Genomic DNA, 15557 nt, shown 5'->3' on the forward strand with positions numbered 1-15557 from the left:
ATCTTCGGTTACATCGTGTAAGAGGTGACGTGGGCGTTTTCGCCCTGATCAGACTATCTGGCTCGGCGGTCGAATCCGAACAGCGGTCGCGTGCGGAAGTTGACATGCGCACTTGTGCATATCACAATGAATACGATTTGCAATAACAACTACTGCACTAACCTGGTGCCATGACGTCGATCGTGCAGGGAGAGTCCGCCGGCAACGAACCGGCGGCCGAAGGAGCCGCAACCGTGTCCACGGACTCGACAGTGGAAGCAAGTTCGCCCCACCGGCAAGACCCCGAGCATCCCTTGCACTCCGGCGATCCGTTCGCCGACGCTCCCCCGGCTCATATTCCGCCGAAGGAAACTCTGGCTGCGGCAGGCGACATCCTGCGGGCACTGGCGGCCCCGGTACGCATCGCCATCGTGCTGCAGCTGCGCGAGTCCGAGCGGTGCGTTCACGAACTCGTCGTCGCCCTCGGTGTCACGCAACCGTTGATCAGCCAACACCTTCGGGTACTCAAGGCAGCGGGTGTGGTGCGCGGAGAACGCAACGGACGCGAGGTCCTGTACCGGTTGGTCGACGATCATCTCTCCCACATCGTCGTCGACGCCGTGGCCCACGCCGAGGAAGGCCGGAACCTGTGACCGACAAGTCCACCGACACCGCCACCCCCAGACGACCCGTTGTCGTCGGGGTGCGAGCCACCAAGCAGCGCAGCGCGATCTCGGACCTGCTCGACACCATCGAAGAGTTCAAGTCAGCACAGGATCTGCACGACGAATTGCGCAAGCGCGGTGAGGGTATCGGCCTCACCACGGTGTATCGCACGCTTCAGACCCTGGCGGACGCCGGGACGGTCGACGTACTGCGCACCGACAACGGGGAGTCCGTCTACCGGCGCTGCTCCTCGGGGCATCACCATCACCTGGTGTGCCGCTCGTGCGGTTTCACCGTCGAGGTGGAAGGTCCCACTGTCGAGAAGTGGTCGCAGAGCGTCGCCGAATCCAACGGTTTCAGCGACGTCAGCCACACGATCGAGATATTCGGCACCTGCAGTCAGTGCAGCGCTGCCGCTCGCTGACTCCGCTCAGGCGACGGCGTCAGCCACGCGAGGTACCACCGCGTCGATGGCGAACGGAATCGACAGCACCGAGTTGTACGTGATCGCTCCACGCTGATCGATGGACAACGGAACGATGGCATCGTTTCGGGCGGCTGTCAGCGTTCCGAAGATCGGGTTCTCCGCCACGACGTCGATGTCCTCGCCGGTACCGAGGTAGAGCACCACGTCGGCGTCGAGCTGCGAGATGTTCTCTGCCGAGACCGGAACGAAGAAGTTGGTGCCGTCGTCCTGGGCCAGAATCGGTTCCGGAATCTCGAAGCCCAGCGACGTGACGAACGTGCCGCGGGCATCACCGGGCAGATATGCACCGAATTGGCCGTCGTACGGAAGCACCACGGCTGCAGTCTTACCCGCGAACTCCGGATGTGCAGCTCGCACCAGTTCGAGCGAAGCGGTGGTCTGCGCGTTCAACTCCTCGCCGCGTTCTGATTCGCCCATCGCGCGAGCGATCGTGTCGGTCGCCACCTCGCGGTCCACGGCATAGGCAGCCGATCCGGCCGGTCGAGCGACCGTCGGGGCGATATCACTGAGCCTGGCGTACGTGGCCTCGTCGAAGCCCGCGTTGAGCCCGGTGATCAGATCCGGTGCCAGCGAGGCGATCAGCTCGAAGTTCGGCTCGGACTCGGAGCCCAGCAACGTCAATGGTGCATCACCGACCAACTCGTCGGTCTACGGACCCAGTCCGGTCTCGTAGAACGTGTACCCGGCGTTGCCGACGGGAACTGTGCCGAGCGCGATGACGGCATCGGCGTCGGACACCCCGAGTGTGACGATGCGCGTGGGCTTCTCGGCGATGGTCGTGCTGCCGTAGATGTGATCGATGACGACCGGGAATACACCGTCCGCCGATTGCGTCGCCGTGTCGCCGTTGTCGGCAGTCGAACAAGCTGTCCCGGCCACACCGAGGGCGATCACCGCCACCACCGCCGTGAGCATTCGGGTCCACCGCACAGTCATCGCATCCGCCTCTACTGAGAAGTAAGTACAGGCAAACCTTAGCTGACCGATCAGGGAAGTAGGCCCTCACGCGCCTTTTCGACTCCGGCGAGCACCAGGATGAGCATCGTCAGCATGGCCTCGTCGTCCAGACCGTTCGCAGGAAAGGTGTAGCGCAACAGCACATCCGCGAGCTTGTCGTGGGTGTTGACCGAGATCGCGCCGAACTGCGAATCCGCATTTCGGTCGGCGACTTTCTTGTGCAGAGCCGGCTTCAACGGCCGGTCCCACGCCAGGACTGCAGTGAGCGAGAGAACCTCGAGCTCGGGCGAGAGTCGCACGGCACGCAGCGAACACAGAGCACCCGCATAGTCGAACCCGAGAGAACCCTCGTCACCGAGTGTGACCGTCGCGAACTGCGAGAGCGCCAACTGGGCACGGGCCTGCAACGAAAGCCCCTCGTCCGGCGTCCCGTTCGCGGTGTCACTCATACTTGACTCCACCGAATCGTCGGTCCCGCGAGGCGTATTCGATACACGCCTCCCACAGATCCCGACGGTCGAAATCCGGGAAGAGCTTCTTCTGGAAGACGAACTCCGCGTACGCGGACTGCCAGAGCAGAAAGTTCGACGTCCGCTGCTCCCCCGACGGACGCAGGAACAGATCCACGTCGGGCATATCCGATTCGTCGAGGTACTTGGCGACGGTGGCCTCGGTGATCTTCTCGGGGTTCAGCTTGCCCGCAGCCACCTGCCTGGCGATTTCCCTTGTGGCATCGGCAATCTCGGCTCGGCCACCGTAGTTGACGCACATCGTCAATGTCATCACGGTGTTGTGCTTGGTCAACTCCTCGGCGACTTCGAGTTCCTTGATGACACTGCCCCACAACCTCGGTCGACGGCCGGCCCAGCGAACCCGGACGCCCATCTCGTTCATCTCGTCGCGCCGCCGACGAATGACGTCACGATTGAAGCCCATCAGGAACTTGACCTCGTCGGGACTGCGCTTCCAGTTCTCCGTCGAGAAGGCGTACGCGGACAGCCACTGCACCCCGATCTCGATGCACCCGCAGACGGTGTCCATGAGCACCGCTTCACCCTGCTCGTGTCCTGCGGTGCGCGGCAGACCGCGATCCTGTGCCCACCGACCGTTGCCGTCCATCACCAGTGCGACGTGGCGAGGAATCAGTTCCGGCTGCAGGATGGGCGGACGAGCGCCCGACGGATGCGGATCGGGAGGGCGCACCGTCGACTGTTCGTCAGGCCGAGGCCCCTGCTCTCGTCGTCGAATCACGGTCCCCATCCTGCCCGACGGTGTCGGCGAACACGGAGTCAGGTTGCGCCAGCGGTACCTGATGCGGGTGCGAACGTTCGATGAGCGGAAGCGTGCGCAACTGTCGTTCCAAATGCCATTGCAGATGCGCAGCCACCAGTCCACTGGCCTGCTTGCGGACGGCATCGGAGGTGGTGACGGTGTAGTCCCATTCCCCGCGCTCGAGCGCAACCATCAGATCGAGAACACCGGTCGACGGCGTCGCCGATCCCGGCGGTCGGCAATGCACACACACGGCTCCACCGGCCGCGACATGGAACGCTCGATGTGGGCCCACCGCTGCGCACCGCGCGCAGTCGGTCAGTGCGGGAGCCCATCCGGCGAAACCCATCGCGCGCAGCAGGTACGCGTCGAGCACCAGCTCGGGGGGCCTGACGTGCTGCGCGAGGGCACGCAGGGCACCGACGGTCAACTGATGCAGCCGCTGTGCGGGTGCATGCTCCTCGCCCGCCAGCCGTTCGGCAGTTTCGAGAACCGCGCAACCGGTGGTGTAGCGGCCGTAGTCGGCCACGATGTCTCCGCCGAACGCGTCGACCGTGTGCACCTGGGTGACGATGTCGAGGTTGCGCCCCGGATAGAGCAGAACGTCGATGTGCGCAAACGGTTCCAGCCGCGCACCGAACTTGGATTTGGTGCGGCGAACCCCCTTGGCAACGGCCCGCACGATTCCGTTCTCCCTGGTCAACAACGTGACGATGCGATCGGCCTCACCCAGCTTGTGCTGGCGCAGGACGACTGCGTTGTCACGGTATGGCCTCACGTCATCCAGTGTCCCACGCGGGCTGCGGCGGTGACCGTTCCCGCGCTGACGAGGAGTCGATACTGTGCAGGCGTGGATTTCCATCGGTCGACTCTCGTTGCTCAGGCTGCCGCTCTCGCGTCGGGTCGCATCACGTCGGTACAGGCGGTTTCCGAATCACTCGATCGCATCGAGAAGAGCCAACCCACGCTCAACGCGTTCCGCATCGTGCGCCGCGATGCAGCCCTCGCCGAGGCGGCCGAAGCGGATCGTCTGCGGGCCGCCGGCACCACCGCTCCCCTGCTCGGCGTTCCCGTTGCCGTCAAGGACGACGTGGACGTCACCGGGGAACCGACCGCCTTCGGATGCGCGGGCGACTTTCCACCTGCTACCGCGGATTCGGAGGTGGTACGCAGACTGCGTGCAGCCGGAGCCGTCATCGTCGGAAAGACCAACAGCCCGGAACTCGGCCAGTGGCCGTTCACCGGCGGCACCTTCGGGCACACCCGTAATCCGTGGGACCGTGCGCGCACCCCGGGCGGCTCCTCGGGTGGCAGTTCTGCCGCGGTGGCTGCCGAATTGGTCTCTGCCGCTCTGGGTTCCGACGGTGCCGGCTCGGTGCGGATTCCAGCCTCGTGGACCAATCTCGTGGGGATCAAGCCGCAACGCGGACGCATATCGTCGTGGCCGGAGCCCGAGGCGTTCAACGGCATCACCGTCATCGGCCCGCTCGCGCGTACCGTGGCCGACGCGGCACTGCTCCTCGACGTGGTCTCGGGCAGTCACGACGGAGATCTGCATCGTCCGACGCCGCTGACCGTCTCCGATGCCGTCGGACGCAACCCCGGTTCGCTGCGGATCGCGCTGAGCCTGCGTAAGCCGTTCATTCCGACGCCTGCCCCGCTGGACCCGGAGATCGCCGGTGCCGCATATCAGATGGCCGCGGTACTGCGCCTACTCGGGCACCGAGTGGTCGTCGACGATCCGGCATACGGAATGTTGTTGGGGCTCAACTTCTTACCCCGCTCGCTGGCGGGTGTGGCCACCTGGCTCGACCGTCTCCCCGATCCGTCTCTCGCCGACCCACGCACCCGAGCCAACGCCAAGAGCGGCCGGGCTCTGGCCGGGGCACCGCTGCGCGCAGCACGCGCCGCCGAACCTCGCATCGGGCGTCGTGTCGGCCGGTTCTTCGACGAGTACGACATCGTGCTCGCCCCGACGACCGCCACCCCGCCGCCCCGGATCGAGGCCATCGACGGCATCTCCGACGCCGACACCGATCGGGTCATCACCGAGCACTGCCCCTACACGTGGCCGTGGAACGTGCTGGGGTGGCCGAGCGTCAACGTGCCCGCGGGATTCACCGCCGCGGGCCTGCCCATCGGCCTGCAGTTGATGGGCCACGAATCCTCCGAGCCACTGCTCGTTTCCGTTGCCGCTCAACTCGAGAACGTGCTGCAGTGGCACCGCAATCGCCCCGATCCCTGGTGGACCCAGGTGAGCGAAACCTCGTAGCCTGCTACGAATTGCCGTGCACATGCGGCGAAGCCGCTCCAGGTCAGAACCCGAGCTTGCCCATTTGCTTCGGGTCGGTCTGCCAGTCCTTGGCGATTTTGACGTGCAGGTCCAGGTAGATCCTGGTACCGAGGAGCTTCTCGATCTGCAGTCGCGACGCGGTGCCGACCTCTTTGAGTCGCGAACCACCCTTGCCGATGATGATGGCCTTCTGACTCGATCGCTCGACGTAGAGGATTGCGTGCACGTCGAGCATGTTGTCGTGGCCTTCACGGGGCAAGACCTCGTCGATGACGACGGCAAGAGAGTGGGGCAGCTCGTCGCGGACGCCTTCGAGAGCGGCCTCACGGATGAGTTCGGCCATGAGGACTTCCTCGGGCTCGTCGGTGAGCTCACCGTCGGGGTAGAACGCCGGGCCCGGTGGCAGTTCCGACGCCAACAGGTCGACGAGCTTCTCGATCTGCTCGCCCGATTCGGCGGACACCGGGATGACATGCGAATTCTCGCCGAGCAGCTTCGACAGCGACATCAGCTGCTGTACGACGCGTTCCTTCTTGACCTTGTCGATCTTGGTGATGATTCCGATGAGCGTCGTCTTGGGCGCGATGTGCCGCACCTGTTCGAGGATCCACCGGTCGCCGGGCCCGATCTTCTCGTCCGCGGGGATGCAGAGTCCGATGACGTCGACCTCGGAGTAGGTGTCCTGCACCAGGTCGTTGAGGCGTTGCCCCAGTAGCGTTCTCGGTCGGTGCAGGCCGGGGGTGTCGACCAGGATCAGCTGGGCGTGCTCTCGGTGCACGATGCCGCGAATGGTGTGCCGCGTCGTCTGGGGACGCGAGGACGTGATGGCGATCTTCGATCCCACCAACGCATTGGTCAGCGTGGACTTGCCGGTGTTGGGTCGGCCTACGAAACAGACGAATCCGGATCGGAACTCACCGTTGTTCTGCTCGGACAAGAGCACCTCCAGATTTCAGTGTTGACGAGTGGCCTCGGACGAGTCGTCGTCCTCGGTGGAATCTTCTTCGGGTTCGAGCTTTTCGACCAGGACCGTGGCGATGCGGACGCGCCCCTTGGGATCTGCTCCACCTTCTCCACGCAGCAGCAGGCCGTGGGTGATCACCTGCGAACCGGGCAACGGTACTCGGCCGAGTTCGTAGCCGAGGAGTCCGCCGACGGTGTCGACTTCCTCGGATTCGATGTCTATGCCGAAGATCTCGCCGAGGTCTTCGAGCGGCACCCGCGAGGACAGTCGATAGCGTCCGTCGTCGAGTTCCTCGATGGGCGCGACTTCGTCGGAATCGTATTCGTCGGCGATCTCGCCGACGATCTCCTCGATCACGTCCTCGATGGTCACCAGCCCGGCAATGCCCCCGTACTCGTCGACCAGCAGGGCCATGTGGTTGCGATCGCGCTGCATCTCGGCGAGCAGACTGTCGAGTGCCTTGGAGTCGGGAACGAAGACGGCCGGACGCATCAGGTCGGACACCTGCACTCCGCGGCCGCCGTCGGTGGAGTAATACGTCTGCTGCACAAGGTCTTTGAGATATACGACGCCCACGATGTCGTCCACGTTCTCGCCGATCACCGGGATGCGGGAGTGGCCGCTGCGCACAGCCAACGAGGTGGCCTGTCCTGCTGACTTGTCGGACTCGATCCACACCATCTCGGGCCGCGGCACCATGACCTCGCGGGCGGAGGTGTCACCCAGCTCGAACACCGATTGGATCATTCGCCGTTCGTCGTCGGCCACGACGCCGCGCTCGCGGGCCATGTCCACCAGTTCTCGGAGTTCGATCTCGGAGGCGAAGGGGCCGTTGCGAAATCCCTTACCGGGGGTGATCGCGTTACCGATGAGGATGAGCAGTCTGCTGATCGGTCCGAGGAGCCACCCGAGTGCCCGCAACGGCAATGCAGCGGCCAACGCGATCGAGTACGCGTTCTGCCGACCGAGGGTTCGCGGACCGACACCGATCACGACGTAACTGACCAACACCATGGCCACCGCGCTGATCACCAATGCGGTGGTCGAATCGATCAACTGCGTCAGGCCACCCGCGAGCAACACGGTGCCGCCGATTTCGCACAGAATGCGCAGCAGCACCATCAGATTGACGTATCGCGGGCGATCACCGACCACGACGACGAGGCCGGTGGCACCGGGGCGCTCGTCCTTGACCATGTCGTCGATTCGCGCCCGTGAGACCGTGTTCAGAGCGGAATCGACGGCAGCGAACAGACCTCCGAGAGGCACGAGAAGGACAGCGAACACGATGAGCGCAACAGCACTGCTCACGCGCTAGGACCCCACACTTGCACCTGTTCGACGACGCAGATCATCGGTCGAGTCCGTCCACGAAACCGGCCTTGCCGAGTAGCCTGGCGTCGCGGGCGGCCTGTTCGGCGGCCTCCTCCGCGCGCCTGGCGTCCTCGTACCATTCGGCCAGCAGACGGTTCTGCAGCTCGAACATTTCCTTCTCTTCGTCCGGCTCGGCATGGTCGTAACCCAGCAGGTGCAGCACACCGTGCACGGTCAGCAGAGCGAGCTCGTGTTCGAGCGAATGCCCCGCTGCGGCAGCCTGATCCGCGGCGAACGACGGGCACAACACGATGTCGCCGAGCATCGCCGGTCCGGGCTCGGGCGCGTCGGGACGACCGCCCGGCTCCAGCTCGTCCATCGGAAACGACATCACGTCGGTCGGGCCGGGCAGATCCATCCACCGCATGTGCAGATCTGCCATCGTTGCCGAATCCACCAGCACCATCGACAGTTCCGCAGCGGGATGTACGTCCATGCCGGCGATCGCGAACCGCGCGACCGAGACCAGCTCGGGTTCGGAGATGTCCATCCCCGACTCGTTGGACACTTCGATACTCATCTAGCCACTACCCACGCTCTCGTTGCCTGCATCTGTCGGTCCGTATGTCTGAATCATCTTCTCGCCGAACGCGGTCCACCGGTGCGGCGTTGCGCCCTGTTGGGAATGACGCCTTCCGATGTCGACTCGAACCGCTCGTACGCGTCGACGATCTCCGAGACCAAGCGGTGGCGCACCACGTCGCTGCTGGTGAGCTGCGCGAAGTGGATGTCGTCCACGTCGGTGAGGATCTCCGAGGCTGCCCGCAGCCCGGACCGCGCACCTCCGGGAAGGTCGACCTGGGTCACGTCGCCGGTGACGACTATCTTCGACCCGAACCCGAGTCGGGTCAGGAACATCTTCATCTGCTCGGCGGTGGTGTTCTGCGCCTCGTCGAGAATGATGAATGCATCGTTGAGAGTGCGTCCGCGCATGTAGGCGAGCGGGGCGACCTCGATGACCCCGGCCTGCATCAGCTTCGGAATCGCCTCGTCGTCCATCATGTCGTGCAACGCATCGTGCAGCGGCCGCAGGTACGGGTCGATCTTCTCGTGCAGCGTTCCTGGAAGGAAACCGAGCCGTTCCCCCGCCTCCACTGCCGGACGCGTCAGGATGATGCGGCTGACCTGCTTGGTCTGCAATGCCTGCACGGCCTTCGCCATCGCCAGGTACGTCTTGCCGGTACCGGCCGGGCCGATGCCGAACACGATGGTGTTGGCGTCGATCGCATCCACATAGCGCTTCTGGTTCAGCGTCTTGGGCCGAATCGTCTTGCCGCGGCGCGAGAGGATGTCCAGGCTCAGGACCTCGGCCGGTGAATCCGACACGCCCTCGGTGAGCATGGCGATCGATCGGCGCACTGCATCGGGGGTCAGTGGCTGAGCGCGCTTGGCGAGCGCGGCCAACTCGGAGATCACCCGTTCGGCCAGCGCCACATCGGCCACTTTTCCGGTGAGCGTCACGGCGTTTCCTCGTACGTGGATATCTGCCGTCAGCATCTGCTCGAGCGCCCGCAGGTTCTCGTCGGACTGTCCCAGCAGTGGCATCACTGCTTCGGGGGCGAGTTCCAGGGTGGACCGAACGTCACGCTCGGCGGGAAATTCGCTGTGTTCACTCACGTGGTGGCTATGGCCTGCTCTCTGGTGTCGGCTTCTCGGACGTGCATTTGGTATGGATCGAGTTTAACGCCGCAGCAACGATGCGCATTCCCATTACTCGCTGGTGGCACCGATCACCGCGTCGAGCGAGAGCGCCCAACACCGGGAATCGGGATTCAGGAAAGCGAAGTGGTCTTCCCCCGGCACGATCGTCAGTCGGGCGTCGTCTCCGGCAGCGCGCGCCAGCGCTACGTACCGCTCGCTCTGCGCCGCGGGCACCTGGATGTCCTCGGATCCGTGTAGGGCGATCGTCGGGATGCCGATGGGCGCGCGGGCCGCAGGCGAGGCCGTTCGGTACAGCTCGGGGTCGTCCTCGTATCGGGCCTGCAACAGCGCCTCGACCGCCGGGTTCGTCCGTCCCGACGCACCGCGCGGCTCTCGATCGAGTACACCGGCCTGCGAAACGATGCGCGACGGGCGGACCTTCGTGCCGGTCTCGCCGCCGAGCCACACGGCCAGGTGGCCGCCGGCGGAGTGGCCGATGACGCGGACGTCGTCGATCCCGACCGGGGCGTGGTGCTGCAGTTCCCCGGCGACGACGTCGAGTGCCGCAGTCACATCGGACTGCATCTCCGGCCAGTGCCCACCTGCGCCGACGCGTCGGTACTCGATGTTCCACGCTACCGCTCCGGCTGCGGCGACTGCGCGGGCGAACTGGGTGCCCAGATTGGACCCGTACTGTCCGCTCCAGAACCCGCCGTGCACCACCACGACCACCGGCGTCCGGTGATCCATCGGCTCGGCCGGCAGGTAGAGGTGGCCGAACTGCTCCGGATGATCGCCGTACGCGATCTTCATCCGCGCGCTCATACGTTCTGAAAGTCGGGCGGGAGTTGGGTCCACCGCGAGGTCAGGACGCCCAGCGCGCCCAGGGCCACAGCTCCTGCCGTCGAGGTCCGCAGCACCGTCGGGCCCAGCACCACCGGCGTCGCACCCGCCTCGGTGAGAGCGGCGACCTCCCTGTCGTCGAGACCACCTTCGGGTCCGACGACGATCACGACCTCGGGAACCGAGTCGAACGGCAGGTCCCGGAACGCCGAAGTAGCCGCCTCGTGCAGCACGGCGACGATTCCGCCGCGCTCCACGACGCCGCGTACGAAGGCGTCGACCTCCCGCGAATCGTGCAGCTCGGACACCTCGGGGATGAATGCCCGACGCGACTGCTTGGCCGCCTCCGCCGCGGTACTGCGCCACTTGGCGACGCCCTTGGCTGCCTTCGGGCCTTCCCACCGTGCGACGCAACGAGCCGACTGCCAGGGCACGACGGCATCGACGCCCGCTTCCGTGGCCAGCTCGACGGCGAGCTCCGATCGGTCCGCCTTCGGCAATGCCTGCACCAGCGTCACCACCGGGGTGGGACGCGGCATCTCACTGCGCGATTGCACGGTCAGTTCGAGTCGGTTCTTCTCCGCTGCGGCCACGACCGTGTCGGCCAGGCCGCCCGCTCCGTCACCGAGCAACACCCGCTCGCCCACCCGGATGCGCCTCACCGTCGCGGCGTGGTGCCCTTCCTTGCCGTCGAGCACCGCGAGCTCGCCGACGTTCGGTAGAGGTGAGAGGTAGAAGACCGTGGGGGCCATCGATCAGCGACCGCTGAACGCTTCCCGCAACCGCGAGAACAGGCCGCCGCTGTGCGCCGAACCGGTGGTGACGACCTCCGCCGAGTCGCGGTCGCGCATCGACCTGAGCTGTTCGAGCAGATGGGTCTGCTTGCTGTCGAGCTTGGTCGGCACGATGACCTCGAGGTGCGCGTGCAGATCGCCGCGAATACCGGACCGCAGCTTGGGCATCCCGTGGCCGCGCAGCACCGTCGTCGAATTCGGTTGTGTGCCTTGATCGATCGAGATCTAGGTGGGTCCGTCGATGATCGCGTCGATGTTGACCGAGGTGCCGAGAGCGGCGTCGACCATCGGAACACGGACGGTGCAGTGCAGGTCGTCACCGTCGCGCACGAACACCTCGTGCTGCTGTTCGACGATCTCCACGTACAGGTCTCCCGCGGGTCCGCCGCCGGGACCGACCTCGCCCTGAGAGGCCAGTCGAATGCGCATGCCGTTGCTCACGCCGACCGGCACCTTGACCGAGATGTCGCGACGCGACCGGACGCGACCGTCGCCGCCACACTTGCGGCAGGGGTCGGGGATGGTCTCGCCTGCGCCGCGGCAGGTGGGGCACGGGCGGCTGGTCATGACCTGGCCGAGGAACGAGCGCTGCACCGACTGCACTTCACCGGCACCGCCGCAGGTATCGCAGCGAACCGGCTTGGAGTCACCGTTGGTGCCCGAGCCCGTGCACAGGTCGCAGAGAATCGCCGTGTCGACGGTGATGTGCTTGGTCACGCCCGTCGCGCACTCGTCCAGGGTGAGCTTGGTACGCAACAGCGAATCCGCTCCCGGCTGGACGCGCCCCTTGGGCCCGCGCTGGGATCCGCCCGCACCGCCGCCGAAGAACGCCTCGAACACATCTCCCAGGCCGCCGCCGAACCCGGCACCACCGAATCCACCACCGCCGCCGCCTCCGCCGCCCTGCTGCAGCGGGTCGCCGCCGAGGTCGACGATGCGACGCTTCTCCGGATCGGAGAGCACCTCGTATGCGGTGGAGATGTCCTTGAACCGAGCCTGCGCGGCCTCGTCCGGGTTGACGTCCGGGTGCAGCTCTCGCGCCAGCTTGCGGTAGGCGCGCTTGATCTCCTGGTCCGTCGCCTGCTGGCCGACGCCCAAAGTCCCGTAATAATCCCGTGCCACGTCGTCTCTTTCGTCCTAGAAGATGAATCTCGTTCGGTGAAGCTGTGTGCCGGCCGTCCGGTGCCCCCGCCGCCGGCGTTCGATCGGTTCTCGCTCGTCTCAGCGCTCGGCCAGGACCTCGCCGATGTACCTGGCAACCGCGGCGACCGACGCAATTGTTCCTGGGTAGTCCATTCGGGTCGGCCCGAGAACACCCATTCCTCCGAGGACCATGCCAGCCGACCCGTACCCGGTGGAAATCACCGATGTCCCGCGCATTTCCTCGACCTGCGTCTCCTCGCCGATCCGCACCGTGACGGTGCGGGTGTCCTGCGTCACTGCGAGCAGCTTGAGGACGACCACTTGCTCTTCCAGCGCCTCGAGTACCGCCCTGAGCGATCCGGGAAACCCCGCGTCGCCGGCGAAATCGGCGGCATTGCGCGTCAGGTTCGCCGTCCCGCCGAGAACCAGGCGTTCCTCGGGATGCTCGACCAGCGATTCCACCAGCACCGTGGCCGATCGAATCATCGCGTCGCGTAGCGCAGGTGGAGCGTTCTCGGCGAGTTCGGCCACCGCAGCCGATGCCGCCGCCAGACGCTTGCCCTCGAGTGCACCGCCGAGAAGACGCCGCAGCTGCGCAAGATTCTCGTCGTCGATGACGTCACCGAGTTCGACGATGCGCTGATCGACTCGCCCGGAGTCGGTGATGAGCACCAACAGCAGCCGGGCCGGGGTGAGCGCCACCACTTCCAGGTGGCGAACCGAGGACGCCGACAGCGTGGGGTACTGCACCACGGCAACCTGCCGGGTCAACTGAGCCAGCAATCGGACGCCGCGTCGCAGCACGTCGTCCAGGTCGACGCCGTTCTCGAGGAACTCGAGGATGGCGCGGCGTTCGGCCGCGGACAGCGGCTTGACGTCCGCTATTCGGTCGACGAACTGCCGATAGCCCTTGTCGGTCGGCACCCGACCGGAACTGGTGTGCGGCTGCGCGATGTACCCCTCGGCCTCGAGCACGGCCATGTCGTTGCGCACCGTTGCACTGGACACCCCCAGGTTGTGGCGTTCGACCAGGGCACGTGAACCGACGGGTTCCTGGGTGGACACGTAGTCCGCCACGATCGCTCGTAGAACCTCGAACCGCCTGTCGTCGGTGCTCGACATCGGTGCCCACCTCCGTTCTCGTTTCCAATCGTCGCTCGAGTCTAGTAGCCGGCGAACGCATGCTCGTGCAAGGCCTTACTGTGGTCCGAGTGGAAATGTTCTTTCGATTCGGTCCAGCGGCTCGAGGCTCGCGATGATCTTCAAGGGTGTTCGTGACGGAAAGCCGTACCCCGAGCACGGTCTGTCCATCAGGGACTGGTCGAGAATCCCGCCACGCCAGCTGCGTCTGGACGAGATCGTCACCACCACCAAGGTGCTCGAGCTGGACAGATTGCTGTCCGAGGACTCCACCTTCTACGGCGATCTGTTCCCCCACGCGGTGCAGTTCCGCGGCGTCATCTACCTCGAAGACGGCTTGCATCGCGCAGTACGTGCGGCACTGCGCAATCGAACGGTGTTGCACGCCAGGGTGTTCGACTACGACGCCCTCGGAGCCTGAAACAGACTGTTCAGGCGGCAGCGATGGTGCGCACCACCGCGTCGGCCAGCAATCGGCCCCGGTCGGTGAGCACGAGTCGTTCTCCGCGGCGCACCATCAACCCGTCTGTGACGGTCTGTTCGGCAGCGGCGCGCTCGGCCGGCCCGAGCAACCTCATCGGCACTCCCGAGCGGAGTCGGACGGTCAACATCAGCTCTTCCAGGTGTCGATCCTCGGCGCTGAGCAATTCGCTGCCGTGCACCGGTAGGTGTCCTGCGGCAAGGCGATCGGCGTACGCGGCCGGGTGTTTGACGTTCCAGAACCGGGTGCCGCCGATGTGGCTGTGTGCGCCGGGCCCAGCGCCCCACCAGTCGCCGCCGTCCCAGTAGCCGATGTTGTGGCGGCACTGCGCGTCGGCGTCGGTGGCCCAGTTCGACACCTCGTACCAGGACAGCCCTGCGGCGTTCATCGCCGTGTCGATGCGTTCGTATCGGCTCGCCAGCACGTCGTCGTCGGGTGCAGGCAACTCGCCGCGGCGAACCTTGCGGGCCATGGCGGTGCCGTCCTCGACGATCAGCGCGTAGGCCGAGACGTGGTCGACGCCGGCCTCGAGCACTGCCGCGAGGGACTGGTCCAGATCGCTGTCTCGCTCGCCGGGAGTGCCGTAGATGAGGTCGAGATTGACGTGCTCGAAACCGGCCGCGCGCGCTTCCTTTGCCGCGGCGACCGCTCGACCGGGCGTGTGGGTGCGATCGAGGACGGCAAGCACATGTGGTGCAGCGGACTGCATTCCGAGCGAGATGCGGGTGAAGCCCGAGTCGCGGAGCCGGTCGAAGAATTCCGGTGACGTCGATTCCGGGTTGGATTCCGTGGTCACCTCGCCGCCGTCGGTCAATCCGAAACTGGACCGAACCGCACCCAGGACGTCGGCCAGACCGTCGCCCCCGAGCAGCGAGGGCGTGCCACCGCCGACGAAGACGGTGTCTGCCGTCGGAACGCGACCCGTGCGGGCCTGCATCAGCCCCGCGGCGGTGTCCAACTCACGTCGCAGACCCTCCAGCCATGACTGCGGCGACGCCGATGTGCCCAGCTCACCCCCCGTGTAGGTGTTGAAGTCGCAGTACCCGCACCGCGTGGCGCAGAACGGAACGTGCACGTAGATCCCGAACGCGCGGTCCCCCACTCCGTCGAACGCCTCGGTCGGCAACTCGAAGGTGGACGGGACGGGTACGACGGTATTCACGCCCTCCAGTGTCCCAGAGTTCGGGCACACCCGATCCCACACGCCCTGCCAGCCTATTTACCTCGAAATCGGGGTAAATAGCCGCCGCGGTCGTCCATCGCCCCGATGACGTGGCACAATGACTCCCGTGACCGACTCAGGAATTCGACTCGTGGCGCGCCGCCATGTCGATCTAGGCCGTGTCTGCAGCGCGTCGTGTCGATACACGACCGGCTGCTGACCAGCCCTCCTTCGAGCACGTCCATTCGATCCACCGGTTTCCCACTGTCGTCGAGCGAGCACTGATCTGCGCTCCCGTACCGGGTACCGGCCAGCACAAAGATGCAGGAGCAATGCATGTCGTCGACCAGCGACGCGACCA

The 15557-nt window shown here is 65.7% G+C and carries 17 protein-coding genes and 1 pseudogene; 4 read left to right on the top strand and 14 right to left on the bottom strand.

From position 1 onward, the window contains the following. Positions 1–170 precede the first annotated feature (170 nt). Both A2J02_RS19285 and A2J02_RS19290 read left to right on the top strand, forming a co-directional pair. Positions 171–632 (top strand): ArsR/SmtB family transcription factor, encoded by a 462-nt coding sequence (locus A2J02_RS19285; protein WP_306437454.1) that lies wholly within the window; start codon positions 171–173, stop codon positions 630–632. Continuing rightward, positions 629–1069, top strand: coding sequence for a Fur family transcriptional regulator (locus A2J02_RS19290; RefSeq protein WP_037193030.1), 441 nt, complete (start codon positions 629–631; stop codon positions 1067–1069). Before A2J02_RS19285 ends, A2J02_RS19290 begins: the two co-directional genes overlap by 4 nt. A 6-nt stretch (positions 1070–1075) precedes the next feature. Here the strand turns inward: A2J02_RS19290 and A2J02_RS19295 are convergent, their stop codons facing one another. Genes A2J02_RS19295 through recO form a run of 5 tightly spaced genes read right to left on the bottom strand, consistent with a single transcriptional unit; the run spans position 1076 to position 4139 of the window. Beyond that, positions 1076–1771, bottom strand: a complete 696-nt coding sequence (locus A2J02_RS19295) for an ABC transporter substrate-binding protein (protein ID WP_231893916.1) — start codon at positions 1769–1771, stop codon at positions 1076–1078. A gap of 9 nt (positions 1772–1780) precedes the next feature. Then, positions 1781–2068: a hypothetical protein gene (locus tag A2J02_RS28800; RefSeq protein ID WP_231893917.1), complete on the bottom strand. Its 288-nt coding sequence runs from the start codon at positions 2066–2068 to the stop codon at positions 1781–1783. Between the two features lie 50 nt (positions 2069–2118). Beyond that, on the bottom strand, positions 2119–2538 hold the full coding sequence (locus tag A2J02_RS19300) for a hypothetical protein (RefSeq protein WP_068052323.1): 420 nt from the start codon (positions 2536–2538) through the stop codon (positions 2119–2121). After that, positions 2531–3349 (bottom strand): isoprenyl transferase, encoded by an 819-nt coding sequence (locus tag A2J02_RS19305; RefSeq protein ID WP_068052326.1) that lies wholly within the window; start codon positions 3347–3349, stop codon positions 2531–2533. The genes A2J02_RS19300 and A2J02_RS19305 overlap by 8 nt, the downstream gene beginning before the upstream one ends. After that, positions 3306–4139: a DNA repair protein RecO gene (gene recO / locus A2J02_RS19310; protein WP_068052329.1), complete on the bottom strand. Its 834-nt coding sequence runs from the start codon at positions 4137–4139 to the stop codon at positions 3306–3308. Before recO ends, A2J02_RS19305 begins: the two co-directional genes overlap by 44 nt. A gap of 72 nt (positions 4140–4211) precedes the next feature. Between recO and A2J02_RS19315 the strand changes: the two genes are divergently transcribed. Continuing rightward, positions 4212–5633 carry an amidase gene (locus A2J02_RS19315; protein ID WP_068052332.1) on the top strand — a complete coding sequence of 474 codons (1422 nt, stop codon included), beginning with the start codon at positions 4212–4214 and terminating at the stop codon, positions 5631–5633. Positions 5634–5676: 43 nt separating this feature from the next. Here A2J02_RS19315 and era read toward each other — a convergent pair whose 3' ends face one another. The 8 genes and pseudogenes from era to hrcA form a co-directional block, all read right to left on the bottom strand. Next, positions 5677–6591 (bottom strand): GTPase Era, encoded by a 915-nt coding sequence (era, locus tag A2J02_RS19320; protein WP_068052356.1) that lies wholly within the window; start codon positions 6589–6591, stop codon positions 5677–5679. A gap of 15 nt (positions 6592–6606) precedes the next feature. Beyond that, positions 6607–7929, bottom strand: coding sequence for a hemolysin family protein (locus A2J02_RS19325; RefSeq protein ID WP_068052334.1), 1323 nt, complete (start codon positions 7927–7929; stop codon positions 6607–6609). A 40-nt stretch (positions 7930–7969) separates the two neighbouring features. Continuing rightward, on the bottom strand, positions 7970–8512 hold the full coding sequence (gene ybeY, locus A2J02_RS19330) for an rRNA maturation RNase YbeY (protein WP_068052336.1): 543 nt from the start codon (positions 8510–8512) through the stop codon (positions 7970–7972). 53 nt (positions 8513–8565) lie between these two features. Continuing rightward, entirely contained in the window at positions 8566–9609 is a 1044-nt protein-coding gene (locus A2J02_RS19335) for a PhoH family protein (RefSeq protein WP_032394544.1), read from the bottom strand. Between the two features lie 93 nt (positions 9610–9702). Further along, complete coding sequence (locus tag A2J02_RS19340; protein WP_068052337.1) at positions 9703–10458, bottom strand: alpha/beta hydrolase family protein; 756 nt, start codon at positions 10456–10458, stop codon at positions 9703–9705. Further along, a complete protein-coding gene (locus A2J02_RS19345; RefSeq protein WP_068052343.1) occupies positions 10455–11228 on the bottom strand; it encodes a 16S rRNA (uracil(1498)-N(3))-methyltransferase in 774 nt (257 codons plus the stop codon). Before A2J02_RS19345 ends, A2J02_RS19340 begins: the two co-directional genes overlap by 4 nt. A gap of 3 nt (positions 11229–11231) precedes the next feature. Then, positions 11232–12392: pseudogene (gene dnaJ, locus A2J02_RS19350) on the bottom strand (molecular chaperone DnaJ). A 99-nt stretch (positions 12393–12491) separates the two neighbouring features. Then, a complete protein-coding gene (hrcA, locus tag A2J02_RS19355; protein ID WP_027497502.1) occupies positions 12492–13535 on the bottom strand; it encodes a heat-inducible transcriptional repressor HrcA in 1044 nt (347 codons plus the stop codon). A 133-nt stretch (positions 13536–13668) separates the two neighbouring features. Between hrcA and A2J02_RS19360 the strand changes: the two genes are divergently transcribed. Then, the gene (locus A2J02_RS19360; protein ID WP_008715485.1) at positions 13669–13974 is read left to right on the top strand and encodes a type II toxin-antitoxin system VapB family antitoxin; all 306 of its coding nucleotides are present in this window, start codon (positions 13669–13671) and stop codon (positions 13972–13974) included. A gap of 10 nt (positions 13975–13984) precedes the next feature. Here A2J02_RS19360 and hemW read toward each other — a convergent pair whose 3' ends face one another. Continuing rightward, on the bottom strand, positions 13985–15196 hold the full coding sequence (hemW, locus tag A2J02_RS19365) for a radical SAM family heme chaperone HemW (protein ID WP_068052347.1): 1212 nt from the start codon (positions 15194–15196) through the stop codon (positions 13985–13987). Positions 15197–15557: the final 361 nt, after the last annotated feature.

Origin of the sequence: Rhodococcus sp. EPR-147, from assembly GCF_001647185.1 — a bacterium.
Classification (GTDB): domain Bacteria; phylum Actinomycetota; class Actinomycetes; order Mycobacteriales; family Mycobacteriaceae; genus Rhodococcoides.